This is a genomic window from Actinomyces qiguomingii, from assembly GCF_004102025.1.
GTDB classification, from domain to species: domain Bacteria; phylum Actinomycetota; class Actinomycetes; order Actinomycetales; family Actinomycetaceae; genus Actinomyces; species Actinomyces qiguomingii.
In genome coordinates, this window is the sequence record NZ_CP025228.1 from 3905666 (window position 1) to 3929110 (window position 23445).

Below are 23445 nucleotides of genomic sequence, written 5' to 3' on the forward strand. Positions count from 1 at the left end.
CTGTGGATGAACCTCAACCTCGACCTGAGGGACGTCCTCCCGGCAAGCCCTCATTGACCTTGCCGCATGTGCCCCTGTGGCACCTGGGGTGCTCTCAGGTACGCGTACGATACTGCCCCGCCCGACCCACGGAGTGCCCCTTGTCCAACTCGTCAACACCACCTAAGACTCCCGTTCCGGCCTCGGCCGACGCGCCAGCCCCGGCCGGCGACGCCGTGCGCGCAGGCGACCCACCCGGCCCGTCCCTGAACCGCCAGATCCTGGCCCTGGCGGTCCCGGCCCTGGGGGCGCTGATAGCCGAGCCGTTGTTCGTGCTGATCGATTCGGCCATGGTGGGGCACCTGGGCGCCGACCCCCTGGCCGGCCTGTCCCTGGCTTCCAGTGTGCTGACCACGATCGTGGGCCTATTCGTCTTTCTCGCCTATGCGACGACGGCGACCACCGCCCGCCGTTTCGGCGCCGGCGACCGGGTGGGCGGCCTGCGGGCCGGCGTCGACGGCGTCTGGTTGGCGGTGCTGCTGGGGCTGGCGGCGGCGGGCATGCTCGCATTCGGTGCGCCATGGGTGGTGGGGGTCATGGGGGCCGACGGCGCTGTGGCAGATGCGGCCGTCGCCTACTTGCGTGCCTCCGCGCCGGGGCTGCCCGGCATGCTGGTGGTCTATGCGGCCACGGGCACGCTGCGAGGCCTGTTGGATACGCGTACACCATTCGTGGTTGCCACCGCCGGGGCGGTAGGGAATGTGGTCCTGAACGCGACGCTGTTGTACGGGGTGGGTATGGGGATCGCCGGCTCCGGCCTGGGTACGGCAATCACGCAGACCGCCATGGCGGTGGCGCTGCTGAGTCCCGTGGTGAAGGCGGCGCGGGCGGCGGGCGTGCCGGTCTCACCGCGCGCGGCGGGTCTACGGGCGTCGTTGGGCACCGGCGCGCCGCTGCTGGTTCGCACCGTGTCACTGCGGGCGGCGATCTTGGCGACCGTGTGGTCCGCAACCGCTCTGGGGCCGACGGCGCTGGCGGCGCATCAGGTGGTCAATGCACTGTGGAACTTCACCGCCTTCGCCCTGGATGCGCTCGCCATCGCTGCGCAGGCGCTTGTGGGCACTGCCCTGGGTCGGGCCGAGGCAGAGCGGGCGGCACAGGCTTCTGCGGATCAGGCCTCTGCACCAACCGACCCGGGCACCCGGCGTTCCGGTTCGGATCCGGCTAAGCGCCAGGCTCCCTCTTCGGCATCCTCGCAGGCGTCCACCGTACCGGCTCTGCGGCGTGGCGGCCCGACAGTCGATGAGGTGCTGCGGCGCTGCCTGGTGTGGGGTGTGGCCGCGGGAGCAGTGATCGCCGTGGCGCTGGCTGCCGGCAGCCCGTGGTTGCCGCACCTGTTCACGTCTGCGGACGCGGTGATCGTGACGGCTCGCCCGGCGCTTTTGGTGGCCGCCGCCGCCATGCCGCTGGCCGGCGCGGTCTTCCTGTTCGACGGCGTGCTCATGGGGGCGGGCGACGGTCGCTACCTGGCGGTGGCGCAGATGGCGACCCTGGTGCCGTATCTGCCACTAGCCGTCATCGTCGCCCACGGCTGGCCAGCCGGCGGTAGCGACGGTCTGGTGTGGCTGTGGGTGGCCTTCGCCTGGGTGTTCATGGGTGCGCGTGCCCTGGTGACGGGCCTGCGCGCCCGCTCCGACGCCTGGCGGCTCTAAGTGATCGGAGCGCGGACCGCCAGCTTATGGGCGGGAACACGAGCCGAACCCCAAGGAGCATCAGCCAACATCGACACAACCACAACAGCATCAGCACCCAGAACGTCAAGTCAAACGCGCTGAAGCCAGGGCAATCTAAATAGTCTCGACCGGGCCCGCGCATCTACCGAACCCCTACGCTCAAGTCAACACGACTATGCATCGCAGGGGCACCAATGGCAGTCATAGCTTGAGCTTCAGATGAATCGCCTCATAGAGCTCTTCGTGCCCGTATAGGCGGAACAGTTCCGCCAACCCTTTAGCATCATCCAAGCCTCCGCGGCTCCCAACCACATACCGGGCAAAGAACGGCAGCATCGCAGAGACTACAATCAGTGCCGATATCTTATTTTGGGCTATACAATGATTCCGAAGATCAACCAGATACTGCTCGCCGCGCCACACCTCCGACGCCGAGCGTCCAGATATCTGTTCATGAATACGCCCAGTCTCTCTGTCTATATGATGCATATTATTAGCGACAAAGAATGTATACACAGCCGCTAAGGGAAGCGTGATGAATAAACCCGCCACCGCTACATCTGAAGGAGTAGACAGGCGATCAGATATCCATATCAGAATGCCAATACCTAGAATGTTCATCAGGGCAAGGCTCACAACGTGATCCTGAGCCAACGAACGCAACGGCGATGACAGGCACGGCCATCGCTGGACATCCCAACCGTCTACGCCGATGAGCATCATGCGACATAAACAGCCTAATAGCACCACATATAGAGCTGAAAATACAGCCCAGTGGAGCAGTGTCACCTTCGTTGACGACCACACTGCTAACACAACTCCATAGGATCCGGAGAACACGGCTGCGGTGAATCCGCCCACGAAGGCCCGAGTACGATTCCCGACGGTCATGTCAATCCCACGCAAGACATAAACATTACTCCTGAACGACAAGCGTGAGAAGAAGTAACTTCCTTGCGTCATGATCATGACCAGTATGCAGCATGCAATTACTCTCGGTATCGCCTTGCTTGAATCTTCCGCCGGCATGGCCAGGTAAGCTACAACCAATAGCAACAACACGACCGTCGCCTGAGCCGCAAAACCAAGAAGCACCTTATACCTAATCACTCTTTCGTTGCGCAGCGCGACTTCCGACCCATCAACACCGGCGTTTCCGGAGGCACCTGAATACCAGGTGAACGAAACCTCTTCCTCCTTCGAAGTCACACCTTCGAAATTCCATACGATCCAACGCCCGGCCACCAACGCCACAAACGCTCCATATGCACCTACCCACCAAGAAACATTCGAAATGAAACGAGGAAGCAAGGCGAAACAGAACAGCATAACCAATAGAAGCACTGAAGAGGCGGTGGCGAGCAACCGCTGCGTCATTCTTTCAACATCATAGGCACACGGCAGCAGTGCGACTGAACCAACAACGGCGGTAATCACCAACACCGCCATCACGATCCGAGGAACAGTCCACTCAATAGTCATGCCTGATACGGCGAGCGTAGATACCCATACTATAACCGCGCCCGGAAGAGAGCGCAGCAATTGTTCAAGCAACCGTGACGACGCCGGAGCAGTGACGAAGCTGAGTGCAAACAACGCCGCTGTTCCACAGTATGCCACCTCCGCGTTCGAAACTGGAGTCATGCCTCGGAGCAATAATGCAGTCGGTACCGTCGCAGACGTTATCGCGAGTACGCTCACGTACATGATCAGCAGTCTCTTATCGCAGCCCAGCGCCACTCCAATCAGCGTGACGAGCACAGTCATGATGAGCGGGATCAGCAAGGTCTGAGCAGTTGCTGACGCCTCAGTCCAGGTCACTTCCTGAAGGCCGCGCCTGTTGTCGGTTGCTAGAAGACACGAGAACAGGACAAACAGATAGCCGATTGCAAGGTACCGAAGTACACTTCCTCGTTCCCACTGGCTGCGGGATCGCCCCAACCCCAGAGCAGTCAATGCGGCTAGCCCACCAAGCAAGAATCCGCACATGGCGGTAAGATACACTGCGTGATACCACCCCGGAGGATTGAAGGAACCGTCCGGGTTGAAGGTCCAGTTGAGGATGGTTTTGCCGCTGTGGGTCCATTGGAACTGACTTGCCGCCCCTACCGCTATGCCGAGTAGTCCCCCGGCTAGCGTTACCTTCCGTTTCAAGGCGGTCCAGGCAGTCAAGCTTTGTTGAATCTCATAGGTGATCAGGAAACCGATCGCCGGCAGGATCAGTGGATCTCCCCAGTTGGCCGACAAGTAGTACGGCAGACCCCGGGTACCACTGTACTCGTTTCGATAACCGAACTCCCAGAACGACTTCATCGCCAGCCATCCGAAACAGAACACCACGAGAGTGGCGGTCACCGGAACAACATATGATGACCATGATCTCGGGAGACGCATAGGCACGTTCATGCTACTCAACATCCGATCTAATTGAAATTGGTTTGCAGGTTTAGACCGGCGTCGGCAGACACCTAACCTCGCTTCATAAGCGTCAGGTGAAGCACTCGTAGTGCTCCTTCTGCCTTCACTGACCTATTGGTAGTAGGCGCCCACAGGTGACGATACAACCCTTTACTGAACTTCACCTACGTAGTATTCCGCATAGTGCGGATTGGACACCGGTGCAGTATTCCACGTATTCCATAATCGCATTCCTCCACTTCATGCCTCCTCACCTTAAGTGATTGCTTCAGCCTACGGGTGCCACTGTCTAAGGTATCGAGGTTACCGACCACCTCGCCAGCTCCATATGTGGTGCGTCAGTACTTACCCACCAGAACTGGTGGCTTGACGACACGCCGAGCGCTTGGTCTCCGCGGCATCTACAGTGGCTGCGTGTGGTGAGGACGGCCTCCCCGCGCCCCGCTTGTTCCCTCGGCAGGCGGGGGTCTACGGACCCTGGAGGAATGATGAGTATCGACTGTCATATAGTCATCATCGATGATCACGAGATTGTCGCCACCGGTTGCCGGGGCGAGTTTGCCCGGTTTGGACTTCCTTGGGAAGTAACGTGGGCACGAGCCCTGAGCGATGTTGCCTGGCCCGACGGGCGGACTGTGGCAGTTCTCGATCTGCGGCTGAACGACGGAACACAGCCCAAGGAGGTCATCGCAGAACTAGAGAGCCGGTCCGTCCCCGTCGTCATCTACACCTCCGGCGAGGATCCCAAGCGGATACGGGATGCCATGAGCGCCGGGGTGATGGCGATCGTCAACAAGACGTCCCCCATTGAGGACCTGATCGAGGCCATCAAGGCCGCGCTCCGGGGCGAACCGAGCGGGAGCATGGACTGGGCGCGCGCCTTGGACATGGAGGACGACTTCGTCAAGCAGCTCACCCCCCGCGAGATTGAGGTGATTTCCCTATACGCCAGCGGCGTGCCGGCTGACCGAGTGGCCCGTAGTCTCAACTTGTCCAGGAACACCGTCACCCACTACATCGCGCAGATCAAAGCCAAGTTCCTCGCGGCAGGTCTACTCAAAGACGGAGGCCGCGTAGAACTCAGTAAAGCGGCCGCTAAGATCGGCCTGACCAGCTACTACGAGTGACCGCCTTCGATTCTCCCGATGTTAGTGCGGCAACCGATCGCGCCGCCCACCTGTCGGCACATGCCTCAGGGCCCTACACCCTGCGCCTGCGACGACTTGTCACGGTGGTTGCTGGCGGCGTTACGGCCGCAACCGGTGTAAACATTGCCTTCACTATCAGCGCCGTCGTAGGCGCGACGGCCCAGAACGTCTTCTGGCTGCTGCTTCCGGCCCTGGTTGCTCCTGCGATGGTCGCCGGGATTGCCGCTGGCATTGCGCTCCGCGGGTCAACTCCAACACTCCGGCCGAGTGACACCATCCAACCAGTGACAGATCGTCGGAAGGGAGTGACTGCGGATCGCATCTGGACCGGCGCGCTGTCACTGTCCCTGGTCGTTTACGTCATACTCGTCCTACTGGCGGCTGTGTTCCCCGTGCTCCCGTCGCACAGCCAGTTCGACACCTTCGTGCACACCCCTAACGTCCTGGTGAATTGCTATCTCGGCATCGCCGTGGCAGCGACCCTCATCCTGTCACCGCGCTCCCGCTTCCTGTACATCGTGCTGCTATCGCCCCTGCTGGTGGCAACCTATCCGGCGGGAGACGGCTTAGCCGTGGCCATCGAGGAAGTACTGGTGTATCTCGCACCCTCTGTGGGCAATATGGGAATGCTGACATGGCTGCTGGCCCAGGCCGCCGCGTTAGACGATGCCGATGCTCGCCGCCACGTCGAAGTGATTCAGCTACGTACGGCCACTTCGCGCTCGCGCGCACGTCGCCGCGCCGACAATCTCATTCATGACCACATCCTTTCCGTCCTTAAAGCAGTTCCCACTGCGCAATTCACCTCTTCTCAACTCCGGTACGGTGCCCGCCTGGCACTGACCAGGCTCGAATCCACAACTAGGGATCTCCCCGCTACCGGATCGACGGCGTTCCTCCACGAACTGCACAGGACGCTGAGCGGCATTGGCGGCTCCAAGGTGTCTTTTACAACCTTGATCACTCGCGACTTGGAACTCGCGCCGGATGCGGCGGAGGCGATCACCGCCGCCGCCATGGAGGCGCTGCGCAACACGCTGGTTCACGCCTCGCCCTATCCAGACCGCCCAATCGAGCGCGCGGTGGAGTTGCGCAGCGATACTCACGGCATCACGGTCACCGTGTCCGACAACGGTTGCGGTTTCGATCCCGCACGGGTAGTAGCTGGCAGACACGGTATCGCCAAGTCAATCATCAACCGCATGCAGGACGTCGGCGGAACTGCACATATCAGTTCTTCCCCGGGCCGCGGCACCACCGTCACACTGACCTGGTGCAACAGGAAACCCGTAGTCGGAACCGACCCGGCGCCGCTCCGTCCCGGCACCAGTAACGTAGGCCTCCAGGCAGCAAGTTCACTATCCGATAGGTCGCTCCGTCCCGGCACCAGTAACGTAGGCCTCCAGGCGCCAAGTTCACTATCCGATAGGTCGCTCCGCCTCGGCACGAGGAACGTAGAGACCCGATTGGAGGTTCCAGTGCCACAGACCCGTACATCCCCTCTTTCCCTCGCGTCGTGCATGGAGACACCGTCAACGTGGATCGTGTCATGCTGCATCTTCTTCCTGTACATCCTGGTAACCGCCATGGAGGTGTCCTTCGGTTCATACCGACACTCCGTCCCGGTAATCGTTGGCCTCGCCATCCTTGGCATGGCGGCCTTCACCATAGTCAAGCCATGGCCGCGCAAGGTCATACCCGCAACCGCATCCTCCGCAGTTGCTGTGGCGACCGGTATCGTCAACGCGCTGGTCCTCTTCCAAATCAATCAAATGAGCCGGCCGAGTTACGCTGATTGGTGCTTGGGCGCGAGCACCATAATTTGCTGCGGCCTACTCGCAAGGGAGCGCTTTCGACATGCCTGGGCAGGAACTGGACTTTTCCTTGCTGTACTGGGCATATGGGTTCTGACCACCGGCCAACGCCCGGTAATGCTCTTAACCCTCGGTTTCGGCCAGTTCCTCTCCCTGCTGATCTGGTATCTGGCAGCACGCCTGTCACTCGGTGTAACCGCGCGTACCGCCGCAGCCGAGGCCATAAGCTCCGAGTACGCCGCTGAACGCCAAGCGCATCAGGAAAGCGAGGCCATGATGCTAAACGCAATGACCTCGGTGCGCCGACGAGTCAGTCCGCTCCTGATCTCCCTCGCCGTAGGCGCACCCATATCCGACAGCATGCGCACCGCGGCGAGAACACTCGAAGCCGAACTACGAGACGAGCGACTCGCTCCCCTGTTCACCGGCACGCGAGTTGCCGATTGCGCGCGTGCAGCAAGAGCACGCGGTATCGACGTCGTGCTGCTGGATGATCGCGGGGACGCCGCCACTGCGCGGGACAACCTTCCTGATGAAGTTTGGAAACTGCTCATAGACCGAGCCGTTCAGGCAATCGGCTCCGCGGACAAAGGACAGGTGGTCATACGTCTCCTTCCGCCCAGTCAGCACCCGAAGCTAATGTCCATCGTCACCGAGGACGCGATCCTTACCCTCGGACCGGACGGTACCCCCAAACACTGATCGAGACGATCCGCCCCCTCCGACACCTGAAGGTACTGGTGTCGGAGGCTGAGGGCGTCCGGCTCGCCGTACCGCCGCAAGCCGCTTCGGCCACGGGTGCATCGCCTTCAACCACCGAACACTGTTCGGGCGTTGGACACGCACTTTCGGTGTTTGCTACACGCAAGTCAGCGGTCTGCACACAAAACCAGAGCGACCCCGGATTGGCGTGGTAGACCTTCGGGGGGAGGGTTTCGGGCTGAACAGGACGTTCTCGCCGAACCAAGGACGTTCTCGGGCCGACGAGGACGTCTTCGCCGGGCCAAGTTCGTCCTCGGGCGCACGTACACCGCTGCGGGGGGCGCGGACCTGGGGCGTGTTCGCTCGTGCACCCCGGGTGACGGTTCGGCACTTCACCCCAGAACCTCGCACGACGGTTCGTTATAAACGACGACGGTTCGTCACTTAGCACCAACGCTTCGGCACTTCCCACGACGATTCGGGCCTCTAGGTGCCGAACCGTCGCAACAAGTGACGAACCGTCCACCACAACACACGAACCGTCACACCAACGCACGAACCGTCACGCAGATCCACAGCCGACACCGAAACACCACCACCCCTGTACGCCACAAGCGCCGGTCTCAGTACGTCATTAGTGCCGGCCTCAGTACGTCACAAGTGCCGGTCTCGATGTGTTACAAGTGCCGGCCTCAGTACGTCACAAATGCCGGTCTCGGTGTGTCACAAGTGCCGGTCTCAGTACGTCATCAGTGCCGGTCCCGGTGTGTCACAAGGACATCCTCGACAACCCCGCTCTCGGACCAGAAGTGCCGCACGGGCACGTAACTGACCGCCAGCTCTACCACCGCCGCGTCGGCCGCCCCGGAAGTGCCGCACGGGCACGTGGCCGACGCACCGTCCGCTGCGGCGTCCTGGCATAAAGCCGTAGCCGACGCACCGTCCGGCGCGTCGGCTACAACCTACTTGTTCGTGTCAGCCGCGATCCCTCTCAGCGAGCGCGGACAACATTGACCTCCAGTGGGGCCACGACGTCGGGGTGCAGACGCACCGAGGCGCTGTGGCGCCCGGTGGACTTGATCGGAGGAATGACCTCGATCTTGCGACGGTCGATGACCGGGCCGCCGGCCTCCTTGACGCCGTCGGCCAGCTGAGAGGTGGTGACGGCGCCGAACAGGCGGCCGTTGTCTCCGGCGGCGGCGGTGACGGTGATGACATTGCTCGACAGCCAGGCGCGGGCCTCCTGGGCCTGCTCCAGAGAGTGGATGGCGCGCTTGCGGCGGGCCTCCGCCATCTGGTCGATCTGCCGCTGGGCACCCTTAGTCCACGGCGTGGCCAGCTTGCGGGGAACTAGGTAGTTGCGGGCGTAGCCGTCCTTGACCTCCACGACGTCGCCGGCGGAGCCGAGATTGGTTACGTCGTGGGTGAGAATGAGCTTGGTGGTCATTGTGTGCGCCTCCTATCAGCGGGCCGAGCTCGTGTAGGGCAGCAGGGCCATCTCACGGGCGTTCTTGATCGCCTTGGCGATTTTGCGCTGGTCCTGCACGGAGACGCCGGTGACGCGGCGAGCACGGATCTTGCCGCGGTCCGAGATGAACTTGCGCAGCGTGGCGGTGTCCTTGTAGTCGATGGTGCCGACCTTGACGGCCTTGACCGGTGCGATCTTCTTCTTGGGCTTACGAAGCTGGGGCTTCGCCATGGTGGTACTCCTTGGGTGCGGCGCCGATTGGCGCCCGTAGGTCTATTGCGAGATATGGATGACGCCTGATGGGGCGTCTGCCCGGCCACGCCGGGCTGTGAAGGTCCGCTGCCGGCGGCAGCTGTTGAATCAGAACGGAGGCTCGTCAGCGAAGCTGGTGGAGCCGCCGGTGGCCCAGGGGTCATCCGCGGCGCCGCCGGCCGGAGCGTTGTAACTGCCCTGCTGGCCTCCCTGGCTGTAACCGCCTTGGCCGCCCTGATAGCCGCCCTGCTGACCACCGCCCTGGTTGCCCTGGTTGTAACCGCCCTGCTGCTGGCCGGCGTTGTAACCGCCGCCCTGACCGCCCTGATTGAAGCCGCCGCCTTGGCCGCCCCCGCGGGGCTGGCGGGTTATCTGCGCCTTGGCGTAGCGCAGCGACGGGCCGATCTCATCGACCTGCATCTCCACCACCGTGCGGTTCTCACCCTCACGGGTCGTGTAAGAGCGCTGCTGGAGGCGGCCCTGCGCGATCACGCGGGTCCCCTTGGTCAGGGATTCGGCCACGTTCTCCGCGGCGTCGCGCCAGATCGAGCAGCGCATGAACAGGGTTTCCCCGTCGCGCCACTCCTGGGCCTGCCGATCGAAGCTGCGCGGGGTGGAGGCGATGGTGAAGGAGGCGACCGCCGCCCCCGAGGGCGTGAAACGCATCTCGGGGTCCGCAGTCAGATTCCCGATAATCGTGATGACGGTATCGCCGGCCATTGCTTGTCTCCGTTCCGGTTCGCGCTCAGGCCTCGGGGCGCAGCAGCTTGGTGCGCAGCACCAATTCGTTCAGGCCGAGCTGACGGTCTAGCTCCTGGGCGACCTCCGGCGTGGTGGTCATGTCGACAACCACGTAGATGCCCTCGGACTTCTTCTTGATGTCATATGCCAGGCGACGCTTGCCCCAGATGTCCGTCTTGTCCACGGTGCCCCCGTTGCTGGGGACGACCTGCAGCATCTTCTCCAGCGTGGAGGCGATGGTGCGCTCGTCCGTCTCGGGTGCGAGGATGATCATGATCTCGTAATGACGCATGCTTGGTACCCACCTCCTCTGGTCTCAAGCGGTCGCGGTCTCTCCGCGACAGGAGGGTGATGCGTTCAGCCGCTCCGCCGGCCCGCGGGTGCGGGTGCGGGCGCAGCGGCCCGCGGTCACCATACCGGAGGCGGCCGGTCGGCTGAAAGGCGACGACGACGGCGTCCGGCGTGTGGTGCGCCACGCACCGTGCCGATGCCCAGCCGGAACTAGCGGTTCTGCCCCTGTTGGCCCCAGCCCTGTTGGCCCCAGCCCTGCTGGCCCCAACCCTGCTGGCCCCAACCCTGCTGGCCCTGACCGCCTCCCTGGTCGCCTCCGTTGCCGGAGTCGGAGCCGTCATTTCCGCCCGAGTCGTCATCGGAACCACCACCGTTATTGCCGTTGCCGCCGCCGATGCCCGAATCGATCTCGCCGCTGTTATTGCCGTTCCCATTCCCGCCGGAATTATCCTGATCGCCCGGATCAGCGGGTTCGGTCTCCTCCGGCTCCTGAGGGGCGGGAGTCTCCTGCGTGTCCTGCTCAACGGGTTCTTCGATGGTCCCGGTGTTATCGGAGTTGTCATCGTTGGTCTCAACCGGCGCCACCGGGGCGGGTGTGCCGTACAAGCCGCCGGGGGTGTAGGAGCCGGGCGTGCGGTCGGGGAAGTACTCAATCGGCAAGTCCTCGAGCGCGGTGGTCATGTACTCGGTGAAGATGTCCGCCGGATACGTCGAACCGGTGATCTCTCCGTAGTAGCCCCAGGGGGTGATGGACTCCTCCGAGCCGTCATCCCCGGTCTGGTAGAGGGTGACGGCGGTAGCTATCTGCGGGGTGTAGCCGACGAACTGCGCAGACTTGTTGTCCGACGACGAGCCGGTCTTAGCAGCCACCGGCCGCCCCAGCGCAAGCGCCGTAGTCCCGGAGCCGGCATTGACCACCTGCTGCATGGCGTAGGTCGAATCAGCCATAACGTCGTCGGAGAAGACCTTATCCCCGTCTGTGGAGCCGGTGTAGGCCACTGAGCCGGCAGAGTTGGTGACCGACTTGACGATGTGGGTGTCATGCCTAGTGCCCTGCGCGGCAAAGGTCGCGTAGGCGGTGGCGATGTCGATCGTATGCGGTGAGGCAGAGCCCAGGACGTTCTGAACGTAGGCGTCCAACCCCAGGGTGTCCTCCGGGTAGCCCGCGCGCACCGCCACTTTATTGGTCTCATCCGGTCCCACGTCCCGGTTGAGCTGCAGGTAGGTGGTGTTGATCGAGTAGGTGGTCGCCTTGACTAGGTTCGACCATCCATAGGAGGCGTTCTGGTAGTTCTGGAAGGTGGCGCCGTCGATGACCATGGGCGAGTCGCCGTTGTAGCCGTTGGCGAGCGTGTCCCCGTTCTCCAGGGCCGCCACCATCGCGAAAGGCTTGAAGGTGGAGCCGGCCTGGGCGACGGCGTCGGTGGAGGAGTTGACCTGGTTGGTCAAGTAGTCCTCACCGCCGTACAGGGCAAGAATCCCGCCGGTGGAGGAGTCAATGGACACCAGTGCCGCACGCAGATTCGGTGACGCCCCCTCAGGCAAATCATTGACGGCGGCGACGGCGGCGTCCTGGTTCTTCTTGTCAATCGTGGTGATGATCTTGTATCCGCCGGTGTCGATCTCCTCGGGCTTCATACCCGCATCGGTCTCCAGTTCGGCGCGCACCATCTGCAGCAGGTAGCCGGTGGGGCCACCGTAGGTCTCCTGCGTCTGCGTGGCCACGGTCTCAGGCAGTTCGGCCGAATCGTACTGCTCCTGGGTGATGTAGCCGTCCTCAAGCATGTGGTCCAGCCCGCGCTGCCAGCGCTCGGCGGCCTTATCCGGGTCCAGTGCGGGGTCCCAGTTACTCGGGGAGGGCAGGATACCGGCCAGCATTGCGGACTCCGACACCGTCAATTCGGAGGCGGGATGCCCGAAGAAGGCCTCAGATGCCGCCTCAATTCCGTAGGCGCCCCGGCCGAAGTAAACCGTGTTGAGGTAGGAGCCGAGGATCTCCGCCTTGCTCATCTCCCGGTCGATCTTGATGGCCATGATCGCCTGTTTGAACTTGCCGACATATGAACTGGTGGTGTCTACGTAGTAGTTCTTGATGTACTGCTGCGTCAGGGTGGAGGCGCCCTGGAGAGCGCCACCGCGCATGTTATTGATGAAGGCGCGGATAATGCCCTTGGGGTCGATGCCGGCGTTGGAGTAGAAGCTGCGGTCCTCGGAGGCCACTACGGCATTGCCCACATAGTCGGGCAGCTCGCTGGTGTCGATGATGGTGCGGTCCACCTCCGCGAACTCCCCCATAACCGTGGTGCCGTCCGCGTAGTAGACGGTGGTGGTCTGCGCCTGGGCGAACTCTCTGGGCTCGGGGATCCTGATCATGGCGTAGGCGACGGCGAAGCCCGCCACCGCCATCACAACCAGGAGCAGGAAGCTGCCCAGCATGAATCGCCAGCTCGGCAGCCAGCGGTGGATCGGCCCCTTGCCGGCACGCGGATAGTTGAGGCGTCGGCGCCGGCCGGGTGCAGAACCGTCCACCGCCCTGTCCCCGCGGCCCGCGGGACGCTTATTGCCGCGTCCCTTGGGGCTCTTGTCCTTACGCGCCTTGGTCACATGCCCGGCGCTGGCCGCCTGGGCGAGCTTCCGGCCCGTGGGCCGGGCGCCACCCTGATTCGCGGAGTCTTGCATGCGCTCCTCTTCCTGTCCGCAGCTTCATCCAGGTTCATCACATCACGCCGAGGCGGCCTGGGGCCACCATTTTCGCCTGTCAGATGCGTCTACTCCACCCCCGCTGCAGTCTCCTCGGCTCCTACCCGCCCTCGGCCGACCACCGCGGATCGGCAGCAACACGCACCTGAGCACACGGAACACCAAGACTCGCGCCTTGGTGTTCGCAACCGCTGAGACTTTGGTGGGATGGCGCTGAATCCGCGCTTGCGGCGAACGCTTCTCGACGCCGAACACCGTCACTGGTGGGATGAGCGGGTGAGTGCACCATCAACCACCCCGCCGATCACGGCAACACCGGCCGCACCCTGGTCCCTGCCGGGGCCGGAGGTCGCCGCCACCCTGGGCACCGACACCACCGCCGGTCTGAGCGCCGCCGAGGCCGCGGCCCGGCTGGCCTCCGACGGCCCCAACGAGCTGCCCAGCAAGCCGCCGGTGCCGGCCTGGCGCCGTTTCCTCGCCCAGTTCGCCGACCCGCTGGTCTACCTGCTGATCATCGCCATCGTCATCTCGGCGGTGGCCTGGGTGCTGGAGGGCGCCCACGGCGTGCCCGTCGACTCCCTGGTGATCCTCGCGGTGATCACCCTCAACGCCGTCCTCGGCTTCGTGCAGGAGAACAAGGCCGCCGACGCCGTCGCCGCCCTTTCCGCCATGACACAGGCCTCCTCCACGGTGCTGCGGGACGGGACACGCATGGTGGTGCCCTCGGCGCAGCTGGTGGTCGGGGACGTGCTGATCCTGGGCGAGGGCGACCAGGTGGGCGCCGATGCCCGCCTACTGTCCGCCGCCTCCCTGCGCGTGATCGAAGCCTCCCTCACCGGTGAGGCCGACGCCGTTTCCAAGAGTGCCGAGGCCGTGGCCGCGGATGCCGACCTGGCCGACCGCACCGGCATGGTCTTCCGCGGCACCTCCGTGGCCCAGGGATCGGGCCAGGCCGTGGTCACAGCCACCGGCGGCGCCACCGAAATGGGCGCGATCGCCCGCATGCTCGACGCCGTCGAGGACGAGGACACGCCCCTGGAGCAGGAGATCACCCGCGTGTCCAAGATGCTGGGCGGGATCGTGGTGGTCATCGCCGTGGTCGTGGTGGCCACCCTGCTGGCGCTCACGCCCGAGCGGACCGCGCAGTCCTTCATCGACGCCCTGCTGCTCGGGGTGTCGCTGGCGGTGGCGGCCGTGCCGGAGGGGCTGCCGGCGATCCTGTCGGTGGTGCTGGCGCTGGGGGTGCAGCGGATGGCACTGCACAAGGCAGTAGTCAAGAAGCTCAGCAGCGTGGAGACCCTGGGCTCGGCCTCGGTGATCTGCTCGGACAAGACCGGCACCCTCACCCGCTCGGAGATGACCATCCAGGAGGTGGTCACCGCTTCGGGCACCACCGTGGTCACCGGCATCGGTTATGAGCCGAGCGGTGACGTGGCCCCCGACGCCGACCGCGACGGACGCCCCGACGCCGAGCCACTGGCGGGTGCGCTGCGCGATGAGGTCACCGTGGTCCTTTCCGGCGGGGCCATGGCCTCCGACACCGAGCTGGCTGAGGACGCCGGGGTTTGGAGCGTCGTCGGCGACCCCACCGAGGGCTCCTTCCTGGTGGCCGAGCGCAAACTCGGCACGCAGGGCAGCCGGGAGGGCCGATTCACCCGCGTGGGCATGGTGCCCTTCACCTCCGAGCGCAAGCTCATGAGCGTGCTGTACACCGACGCCAAGCACGCAACCACCATCCTTTTGGCCAAAGGCGCCCCCGATGTGCTCATGGAGCGCTGCACCTCGGTGCGCGTGGGCGAGGACTCCCGTCCTCTGGACGCCGCGGTGCGCGAGGAGTTCGGGGCGCATATCGCCGACATGTCCGGGCGGGCCCTGCGCACCCTCGGGGTTGCCTACCGGACCCTGGATCCGCAAGAGGCCGCCGCTGTCGCCGACTCGGGCGCCGACGGCGTCTTCGACCACCTGGAGCACGGGCTGACGCTGGCCGGTGTGGTCGGCATAATCGACCCGCCCCGACCCGAAGCCGCCGCCGCCGTCACCGAGGCACACCGGGCCGGGGTACGCGTGCTCATGATCACCGGCGACCACCCGGCCACCGCCGGACGCATCGCCGCCGACCTGGGGATCGCCGAGCGCGGCGCCTGCGTGCTCACTGGCCGGGAGCTGTCCGGCATGGATGACGCCGCCCTGGCCGACGCCGTCGGGAAGGTGAACGTGTACGCGCGGGTGGCGCCGGAGCACAAGCTGCGGATCGTCGGGGCCCTGAAGGCGCTGGGCCACACGGTGGCCATGACCGGCGACGGAGTCAACGACGCTCCCGCCCTACGCTCGGCAGATATCGGCGTGGCCATGGGGGTGACCGGCACGCAGGTCACCAAGGAGGCCGCCACCATGGTGCTGGCGGACGACAACTTCGCCACCATCGTGGCGGCCGTGCGGGAGGGTCGCCGGATCTTCGACAACATCAGGAAGTTCCTGCGCTACCTGCTGTCCTCCAATATGGGTGAGGTGCTCACGGTATTCGGCGGGGTGGTGCTGGCGGGCGTGATCGGGCTCACCGGGCACAGCGAATCTGGGGTGGTGCTGCCGCTGGTGGCCACACAGATCCTGTGGATCAACCTGGTCACCGACTCCGGGCCGGCCCTGGCGATGGGTGTGGACCCGAGCGTGGAGGACGTCATGGGGCGCCCGCCACGCCGTCCCGATGAGCGGGTCATTGACGGGGCCATGTGGCGCGGAGTGCTGCTGGTGGGCGCCGTCATGGCGGCCGCGACGCTCGGCACGCTCGACATCTTCCTGCCCGGCGGGCTCATCGAGACCTCCCTGAGCGTGGACGACCTGGCCACCGCCCGTACCGCCGCCTTCACCACGCTGGTGCTGGCGCAGCTGTTCAACACCGTCAACTCCCGCTCGGAGACGGTCTCCGCCTTCCGGCACCTGCTGGTCAACAAGTGGCTGTGGGGCGCGATCGCCCTGGGCGTGGTGTTGCAGATCGCGGTGGTGGAGGTGCCGCTGTTGCAGGCCGCGTTCTCCACGGCGAGCCTGGATCTGGTGCACTGGGCGGTGGCCGTGGCCATGGCCTCACTGGTGCTCTGGGTGGACGAACTGCGCAAGCTCGTGCGCCGAGCGCCCTGGCGAAGGGCACCTGGTCGAACAGGTAGTCGATGACGGCGATCCTCCCGTCATGCACTCTGATGCGTTCAGCGGCCGTCTGCGGCTCCAGGCCGGGAATGTTGGTGCTGTAGCGATACCAGACGACGGCCGTGTCTACGCCGGTCAGGATCGTCGCCTCCTCGATGGAGTCGAGCAGGCGCAGGAATCCCTCCAGGAAGTCCCGGTAACCGGTTTCTCCGTGGTGCTCCCCATTGGGAGCAGTGACAGTTACGTCGTCGGTCATCGCGGCGAGCGCGCCGGCGACATCACCGGTGGTCCAGGCGCGGAAATAGCCCTCAACGAGCGCCCTGATGTCTGTGGTCGCCCGGCCCTCGGCCGTAGTCGGCGTCATCACGTTCACCCCTAACGTGGTTCTTCGTGTTTGTGGGTGTGGTGGTGGCGACTGGTGTGTCCACCGGTGCGGGGTCAGTGCGTGGGTCTGGGTCCGGCCTGGATTCGGGCTGAGCCGGTACGCGGGGCTGCTGCGGGTCTCCGGCGGTCTAGGAGGATGTCGGGCGGCGGGGGCCGGGCGTCTCAGCTGCCGCCCGGGCCGCGAGGCGAGGTCGGCAGCGTCCTCGCGCCCGCGGCCCGGGCCGTCTACTACTCCGGTTCGTGCTGTAGTACTCCGGTTCGACCTTCGCTGAAGGGCCTTGGAGCCTTCAGCGAAGGTCGAACCGGAGCAGTAAACACCGAAGGGGCGTACCCAACACGCCCTACGGCCGCCCCATGGCGCCTCCACCCAGCACCCCGGCCCCCCGCCTGAGCACCCCCAGCACACGCCACGAAGACCCGAACCGAACCACCACACCCACAAACACAAAGAGCCCCTAACGTCTCGTGTACCGCACATCGGAAGACATGCAGTGAGACCGGCGGGTCTCACGGGTACACCTTCGCCTCGCATCCATGACGCCTGCCGTCAGGACTCCGTTGTCTTCTCCGTCTCATCCCGGTCCTCATGATCGGTCTGTAGTCGTAGGGCCAGGTCGCGCATGCGCGCACGCAGTTCGCGCGGCTCGAGCACGCGCACGTCCCCTGCCAGGCGTGGCAGGACCTCCAGGGCGTGGGAGATGTCGGCGAATACCACTCGCACCCGCACCGGTGCGCAGTCGTCTGCCGCGACCACAAGAGTCCCACCGCCGACGGCGATATCCGTCTGCTCCCCGCCGCCCTCGACCACCTCCACCTTCACCAGGCCGCGCAACCGTCCCAGGGCGGCGGGCCGCACCTCCAGGAGGGCGGGCAGGGGATGGAAGCGGGAGCGGAAGCGCTCGCGGGCGGCATGCCACTCGGCGAGCAGGTCGAACCGGGCATCCACGGGTTCTGCACCTTCTGCGGCACTCCCGAAGCCGGTCGGGTCACCGCGCCCCTCCTGCGATCCCGCCGACGTCGACGGCGGCTCCACGCCGTCGGCCCCGCACGTCTCCAACTCGTCAATGCGGTCCAAGCGGAAGAACCGCGTCCGGTGCCGGTCGCGTCCCACCAGATACCAGTCGGAGCCCGCACACAGCAGGCCCAGGGCCGGGGTGTACACCTCACCCGTCCTGCCCGACTCGCCCGCCGTGTAGTGGAAGTGGACACGGCATCCGCCCTCCACCGCCGCCAGGACCTCCTTCAACCAGGACCGCCCGCCGATGCCGGGCAACCACCCCTCGGGGTCAATGACCACCCGGGATCCGAGCCGTAGCACATCGCCCGAGCCCTCGTACGAACCTCGCCCGGCCGCGGAGGCGGCGACCTTGTCCAGCGCCCGGCCGACGGCGTCGTCAAGGCCCAGGGCGCCGGCGCCCGCGAACGAGACGACCGTGGCCAGCGCCCGGGCCTCATCCTCATCCAGCCCCAGCAGATCCGGGCGCCAGTGCGGCAGCAGGCGCACCCCGCCGCCGCGCCCCTGCTGCGTGTAGACCGGAACCCCCGCGGCGGACAAGGCCTCGACGTCGCGCAGGACGGTGCGGACGGAGACGTCGAGGCGCTCGGCCAGCTGGGTGGCCGGCGTCGGAGTTGTGCGCCCGCTCAGCATCCAGATCATGCGCAGCAGGCGATCCGCACGCATCTGCCCTCCCCATCCATGACAGAAGATGTCTGGTTTTTCTTCTCAGACTTGAGCCTAGCCGGTGACGGCGGGCATCGCCCGCGGTCCCGGCCGCCGAATACCGTCACACGAGGAGACTGCGATGAAAGCCGACCTCAGCGCCTATATCAGCTTCGCCGGACGGGCGCGCCAGGCACTCACCTACTACCGAGACGCCCTGGGCGGAGAACTGGACATTGAGACCTTCGCCGCCTGGGAGGTTCCCGCCGCTCCGGGCCACGAGCAGGACGTTTTGTACGGCGTGCTGCGCACATCGGACGGCTTCGTGCTGCGGGCGACCGACCGGCCACTGTCGGACGAGCCGGTGCGGACGGGTACCGCCGTGGCACTATGCCTGAACGGGGAGGAGCGCGAGCTCCTGGTCAACTGTTGGGATGGTCTGGCGCGCCAAGCGGAGATCGTCGAGCCCCTGGAGGAGACTCCCTGGGGTGACCTCAACGGGGTGCTCGTCGACCCCTTCGGCCTGCGCTGGATCTTCAATATCGGCGCCTCGGACTAAATGAGGGGCTTCGGCGCGGCGTCCGCGGCCGCACAGCGCTCAGGCGACGGTCTTGATTCCCGCGGAGTCGAGCAGATCCCGCACGGTCATCGCCAGGGGCCGGGGCAAGAAGCCGAGTTCCTCGCGGGCCCGCCGACTGGACACGGTCGGGTTGTCTGTCAGGGAACCGAGCGCTGCCGGAGTAAACAGGTCGGTGCCCAACCACCGCCCCAGCCGCTCGCCGAGTGGTGCCAGCGGCCGCGCCCATTCCAGCGGGATCGCCGCCCGCAGCGGTCGTCGTCCCGCCAGGATCGCACCGAGCGACATCACAGTCACCAGCTGCGCCCGCGTACCGCCCAGCAGATAAGAACTGCCCGATCTACCCCAGTCCAGGGCGACGGCGATTCCTGCGGCAACGTCCCGCACATCCACCCAGTCGAAACCTCCGGCCAGGACCGGGCGGCGGACTCCCCGGGCGGCGGCGAGAATGAGGCCGTTGAGCCGAGTCTCCTTATGGTCGACGGGGCCAATGATACCGGTGGGTAGACATGTCACCACGTCCAGGCCGAGGGCCGCCTCGGCCGCCACGGCCTGCTGCCCAACCGCCTTGGAGCGGTCGTAGAGCGGGCGGTCCACACCTGCCGGCCGCGTCGCCTCGGTCACGGTTCCATCAGCAGAGCAGTCCAGGGCGTGAACGGACGAGCAGTGCACCATGCGGATGCCGCGGCGGCGCGCCTCGGCCGCCACCAGCGCCGGACCGCGGGTGTTCAGGCTCCAGGCTTCGCAATCACGTCTCCACAGGGTGATATGGGCGGCGAGGTGGATCACGGCATCGCAGTCCGCCATGGCATCATGCAACTCTGCCTGATCCAGGACCGAGCCGGTAACCCATTCGACCTCCGCCGGGAGGGCGGCGCGGGGGGACGGTTGGTGCGGACCCATGGCCCGCACCTCCCAGTCCGCCGCAACCAGCCGCGGGAGCAGGTTCAACCCGAGGTAGCCACCACCGCCGGTGACGAGGACGCGTTTCACCGTCTAATTGTCTCCCAAAGATCACGCGAAGGCCACACTCGATCAGCGATTCATGGCCTCACAGGTGCGAGCGCTCGCCCAGCCCGCAGCGACGACACATTGAATGTGACTTCTGCCACATCGGCGGGCCGCTTCGGACCTGCTCCGGCCCCACCGGTTCAGGGGGCTGGTGAGTGTGGGGCGTTGGTTCAGGCTAGTGCGGTTGTCGTATCGGATGTGGTTGTTGGCGCCGGCGCACGGCGCGGGCCTGCCCGTGGTCGGGATGAGGCCTTACGGTCAAAAGTGTCCAGACTCCGGATACTTTCCCCTACCCGTCAGCCCAGCCGACCGAACTCGATGGTCATATCGACCGAACTCGGTGGTGGGGCGGCGGCACTCCCGGGGAGCGCTGTGCCCCACCCCACCTAACCGCATCATGGCCCCCATCAGTCAACTCGGGTGGTGGTTGCGCGCACCACGAGTTCGGTCGGCAGCACCCTGTGCGCCGGCACGCCCGCCTCTTCCCTCAGGGCTGACAGCAGCAGCTCGGCGCCGGTGCGCCCCTGCGCGAGGACAGGCTGACGGATGCTAGTCAAGCCAAACAGCTCAGACATCTTGTAGTCGTCAAAACCCACCACAGACAGATCCTCCGGCACCCGGATACCCATGGACCGTGCCGTGTGAATTGCCCCGATCGCCATCTCGTCGCTCATTACGAATACCGCAGTCGGCGGCTGTGCCAGGCTCAGCAGGCGTGCCACCGCGAGGCACCCGCCCTGGACGGTGTAATCGGCCTCGACGATCAGCGCGGGATCGGGAACGATGCCGGCATGCGTCAGCGCGTCCCGGTATCCCTGGTGACGCAGCCGAGAGGACTTGAAGCCCATCGGATGGTCGAGCTCCCCGCTGATCAGGCCGATGCGGCGGTGACCCAGGTTGAGCAGGTGACGTACCGCAGTCGTCGCCGCGGCGCGATCGTCGATCATTACGGAGCTGACCCGGTCCGTCGCGTCACCCACGGTGGTCAGCGCAATACGGTAGCGGGCGAACTGCTGGATCTCCTCCTGGCTCAATGCCAGGGAGAAGATCAGCACTCCTCCCACCACGTTGCGCAGGGGCATACGCTCAAAGAAGCTGCGGCGTCCGTCAATGTCTGCCAGGTTGTACAGCAGGACATCCCATCCGGCCGCCCGCAGCACCTGTTCCGCGCCGGTTATCGCCTGGCCGAAGAACCATCCCGTCACATATGGCACCAGCAGGCCGACGGCGTTGGTGCGCCCGCTGGCCAGGCGCCGGGCCGAGGTGTTGACGACATAGTCGAGTTCGCGTGCGGCCTCCTTGACACGCCGGCGCGTCGACTCCGATATTTGCGGGCTGTCTCGCAGCGCCCGCGATGCCGTGGAGATTGACACCTTGGCGGCCCGGGCGACATCGGCAATCGTGGTCATCGGTCTCCCCCCTGCCACGCTTCCCTTCTGTGCCGCCCGGGTGTGCTTGGCGGCTGTGAACCGCACGGATCCGGTTCGGGGCAGCGGTCAGCTCTTTACTGACCCCGCCATCATGCCGCGCACAAAGTACTTCTGCAGCAGTAGGAACACGGTGACGGGCACGATGATGGACACGAAGGCCCCCGCCGTCAGCAGGTTCCAGTCATCCCCGTAGGTGCCCGACAGGTCGGCCAGCCGCACCGTCAGCGGCGCAGTCTTCGCGGTTCCACCGGCATAGGTGAGAGACACCAGCAGATCGTTCCACACCCATAGGAACTGGAAGATGAAAAAGGAGGCCATGGCCGGGGTCAGCAGCGGCAGGACGATCCGGGTGAATATCGTTATGTGTCCGGCGCCGTCCACCTTGGCGGCCTCCACGATCTCGCGGGGAATATCCGCCATGTAGTTGTGCAGCAGGAACACGGCCAGGGGCAGGGCGTAGATCGTGTGGGCGATCCACACCGCCACGAAGGGGAAAATCTTGGACACCCCGGAACCGACGAAGATGCGCATCAGGGGCACGAGCGTCATCTGGATGGGGACGATCTGAAGGGCGAAGACGACCGTGAACACCAGGTCGCGTCCGCGCCAGTCGATCATCGAGAAGGCGTAGGCGGCCATAAGGGCGAGCAGCATCGGCGCGAAGGCGCCGATCAGGGTGATCAACACGGAGTTGAAGAAGTAGTTGCTCAGCTGATTGGAGGCCGATCCTCCGAACAGGACATCGGTGTAGTTGTCCAGCGTGAAGCTCGGCCGCGCCAGGAAGGTCCACCAGCCCGAGCTGTTGAGGTCGGACTTGTCCCTGAAGGAGGAGACGAACAGTCCGAAGGTGGGCACGGTCCACAGCAGGGCTATCAGCAGCGACAGCGCCGAGGCGAACTTCGACGTCAGTGCCGCATGGGTGCGGGCCCATATCGACGCCGTGGCGGGGGCGGCGGCGCTCATCCTCGTACCTCCCGGTTGCGGCGGAGCTGATGGACGTTGAAGGCGATGACCGGCGCCACCATCACCAATAGGAGTACGGCGATAGCCGATCCGATTCCGGGTTGTCCGTAGCGGAAGGACTGGTCGTACATGGTGTTGGCAATCACCTGAGTGTCGTACTGGCCGCCGGTCATGGTGCGGACGATGTCGAAGACCTTCAGCGATCCGATGGCGATGGTGGTGAACACCACCACCAGGGTCGGCCGCACCAGGGGGACGGTGATGTTGGTGAGCATGCGCAGCCCGCCCGCTCCGTCCAGGCGGGCGGCCTCGACCACGTCCACCGGCATGGCCTTGATGGCGGCGGACAGCAGCACCATGGCGTAACCGGTCTGCGTCCAGATCATCACCACGATCAGGAAGAGCGTGTTCCAGGGGGAGTCGATGAGGAACTGGCGTGGTTCTTGACCCAGCCAGATAAGGATCTGGTTGAGCAGGCCTATCTGCGGCCGGGAGACATCGCGGTAGGCGTATACGAACTTCCAGATAATGGAAGCGCCCACGAATGAGATCGCCATCGGCATGAACATGAGGGTCTTGGTGAACCGTTCGAAGCGGCTGCCGTCAATGAGCAGGGCGTACAGGAAACCGAAACCGGTGGAGGCCGCGGGCACCACCACCAGCCAGATCAGGGTGTTCAGCAGCGAGCGCACGGCGGCCGGGTCGGTGAAGATCCACTTGTAGTTGTCCAGACCGACAAACCGCGTCTGTGCGCCGTCGTACAAGGACATCAGGGCTGTGCCGCCCATGGGGTAGATGAGCCCGACCGCCAGCAGCACCAGCGCAGGTCCCGCGAATACCAGGGCGATCCAGCGCTCCTTAGTGCGTCGTCGCTCGAGCAGCGCCACCACGAGCACCACCAGGGCGACCACACCCGCGATCGCCACCAGCGCCAGCCCGACTTGCAGGACCTTGTCCTGCCATCCTGCCAACATGATGGTTCCTATCCTCCGGCTCCCGGGCGCCGCGGGCGACGGCGACCATCGCCCGCGGC

The 23445-nt window shown here is 65.1% G+C and carries 16 protein-coding genes and 1 pseudogene; 5 read left to right on the forward strand and 12 right to left on the reverse strand.

Going from position 1 to position 23445, the window contains the following annotated elements; all coding sequences use genetic code 11:
• Positions 1 to 215 precede the first annotated feature (215 nt).
• Positions 216 to 1691, forward strand: coding sequence for an MATE family efflux transporter (locus CWT10_RS16325; RefSeq protein WP_233188053.1), 1476 nt, complete (start codon positions 216 to 218; stop codon positions 1689 to 1691).
• 222 nt (positions 1692 to 1913) lie between these two features.
• On the opposite strand, the gene CWT10_RS16330 is transcribed toward CWT10_RS16325, so the two are convergent.
• Positions 1914 to 4067 carry a hypothetical protein gene (locus CWT10_RS16330; protein WP_103062393.1) on the reverse strand — a complete coding sequence of 718 codons (2154 nt, stop codon included), beginning with the start codon at positions 4065 to 4067 and terminating at the stop codon, positions 1914 to 1916.
• Between the two features lie 551 nt (positions 4068 to 4618).
• On the opposite strand from CWT10_RS16330, the gene CWT10_RS16335 reads away from it, so the two are divergent.
• Positions 4619 to 5257: a response regulator transcription factor gene (locus CWT10_RS16335; RefSeq protein ID WP_332881180.1), complete on the forward strand. Its 639-nt coding sequence runs from the start codon at positions 4619 to 4621 to the stop codon at positions 5255 to 5257.
• Positions 5254 to 7794 carry a sensor histidine kinase gene (locus tag CWT10_RS16340; protein WP_103062395.1) on the forward strand — a complete coding sequence of 847 codons (2541 nt, stop codon included), beginning with the start codon at positions 5254 to 5256 and terminating at the stop codon, positions 7792 to 7794. Before CWT10_RS16335 ends, CWT10_RS16340 begins: the two co-directional genes overlap by 4 nt.
• A 991-nt stretch (positions 7795 to 8785) precedes the next feature.
• On the opposite strand, the gene rplI is transcribed toward CWT10_RS16340, so the two are convergent.
• The 5 genes from rplI to CWT10_RS16365 all read right to left on the reverse strand — a co-directional run bounded on the left by rplI (position 8786) and on the right by CWT10_RS16365 (position 13225).
• On the reverse strand, positions 8786 to 9241 hold the full coding sequence (rplI, locus tag CWT10_RS16345) for a 50S ribosomal protein L9 (protein WP_103062396.1): 456 nt from the start codon (positions 9239 to 9241) through the stop codon (positions 8786 to 8788).
• Between the two features lie 15 nt (positions 9242 to 9256).
• Entirely contained in the window at positions 9257 to 9493 is a 237-nt protein-coding gene (gene rpsR, locus CWT10_RS16350) for a 30S ribosomal protein S18 (protein ID WP_103062397.1), read from the reverse strand.
• Positions 9494 to 9622: 129 nt separating this feature from the next.
• Positions 9623 to 10234 carry a single-stranded DNA-binding protein gene (locus CWT10_RS16355; RefSeq protein WP_103062398.1) on the reverse strand — a complete coding sequence of 204 codons (612 nt, stop codon included), beginning with the start codon at positions 10232 to 10234 and terminating at the stop codon, positions 9623 to 9625.
• Positions 10235 to 10259: 25 nt separating this feature from the next.
• Positions 10260 to 10547 (reverse strand): 30S ribosomal protein S6, encoded by a 288-nt coding sequence (gene rpsF / locus CWT10_RS16360; protein WP_103062399.1) that lies wholly within the window; start codon positions 10545 to 10547, stop codon positions 10260 to 10262.
• 209 nt (positions 10548 to 10756) lie between these two features.
• Entirely contained in the window at positions 10757 to 13225 is a 2469-nt protein-coding gene (locus CWT10_RS16365; RefSeq protein ID WP_103062400.1) for a transglycosylase domain-containing protein, read from the reverse strand.
• Positions 13226 to 13471: 246 nt separating this feature from the next.
• Between CWT10_RS16365 and CWT10_RS16370 the strand changes: the two genes are divergently transcribed.
• Positions 13472 to 16414, forward strand: a complete 2943-nt coding sequence (locus tag CWT10_RS16370) for a cation-translocating P-type ATPase (RefSeq protein WP_233188051.1) — start codon at positions 13472 to 13474, stop codon at positions 16412 to 16414.
• A gap of 61 nt (positions 16415 to 16475) precedes the next feature.
• Here CWT10_RS16370 and CWT10_RS18100 read toward each other — a convergent pair.
• Positions 16476 to 17303, reverse strand: a pseudogene (locus CWT10_RS18100) (nuclear transport factor 2 family protein); the annotation flags it as partial.
• Between the two features lie 15 nt (positions 17304 to 17318).
• Positions 17319 to 18452 carry a helix-turn-helix transcriptional regulator gene (locus tag CWT10_RS16380; protein WP_103062403.1) on the reverse strand — a complete coding sequence of 378 codons (1134 nt, stop codon included), beginning with the start codon at positions 18450 to 18452 and terminating at the stop codon, positions 17319 to 17321.
• A gap of 121 nt (positions 18453 to 18573) precedes the next feature.
• Between CWT10_RS16380 and CWT10_RS16385 the strand changes: the two genes are divergently transcribed.
• Positions 18574 to 18990: a VOC family protein gene (locus CWT10_RS16385; protein ID WP_103062404.1), complete on the forward strand. Its 417-nt coding sequence runs from the start codon at positions 18574 to 18576 to the stop codon at positions 18988 to 18990.
• 39 nt (positions 18991 to 19029) lie between these two features.
• On the opposite strand, the gene CWT10_RS16390 is transcribed toward CWT10_RS16385, so the two are convergent.
• The 4 genes from CWT10_RS16390 to CWT10_RS16405 form a co-directional block, all read right to left on the reverse strand.
• Complete coding sequence (locus tag CWT10_RS16390; protein WP_103062405.1) at positions 19030 to 20001, reverse strand: NAD-dependent epimerase/dehydratase family protein; 972 nt, start codon at positions 19999 to 20001, stop codon at positions 19030 to 19032.
• A gap of 425 nt (positions 20002 to 20426) precedes the next feature.
• Complete coding sequence (locus CWT10_RS16395; RefSeq protein WP_103062406.1) at positions 20427 to 21428, reverse strand: LacI family DNA-binding transcriptional regulator; 1002 nt, start codon at positions 21426 to 21428, stop codon at positions 20427 to 20429.
• An 87-nt stretch (positions 21429 to 21515) separates the two neighbouring features.
• Positions 21516 to 22412 carry a carbohydrate ABC transporter permease gene (locus CWT10_RS16400; protein WP_103062407.1) on the reverse strand — a complete coding sequence of 299 codons (897 nt, stop codon included), beginning with the start codon at positions 22410 to 22412 and terminating at the stop codon, positions 21516 to 21518.
• Positions 22409 to 23386 (reverse strand): carbohydrate ABC transporter permease, encoded by a 978-nt coding sequence (locus tag CWT10_RS16405; RefSeq protein WP_103062408.1) that lies wholly within the window; start codon positions 23384 to 23386, stop codon positions 22409 to 22411. The genes CWT10_RS16400 and CWT10_RS16405 overlap by 4 nt, the downstream gene beginning before the upstream one ends.
• Positions 23387 to 23445 lie beyond the last annotated feature (59 nt).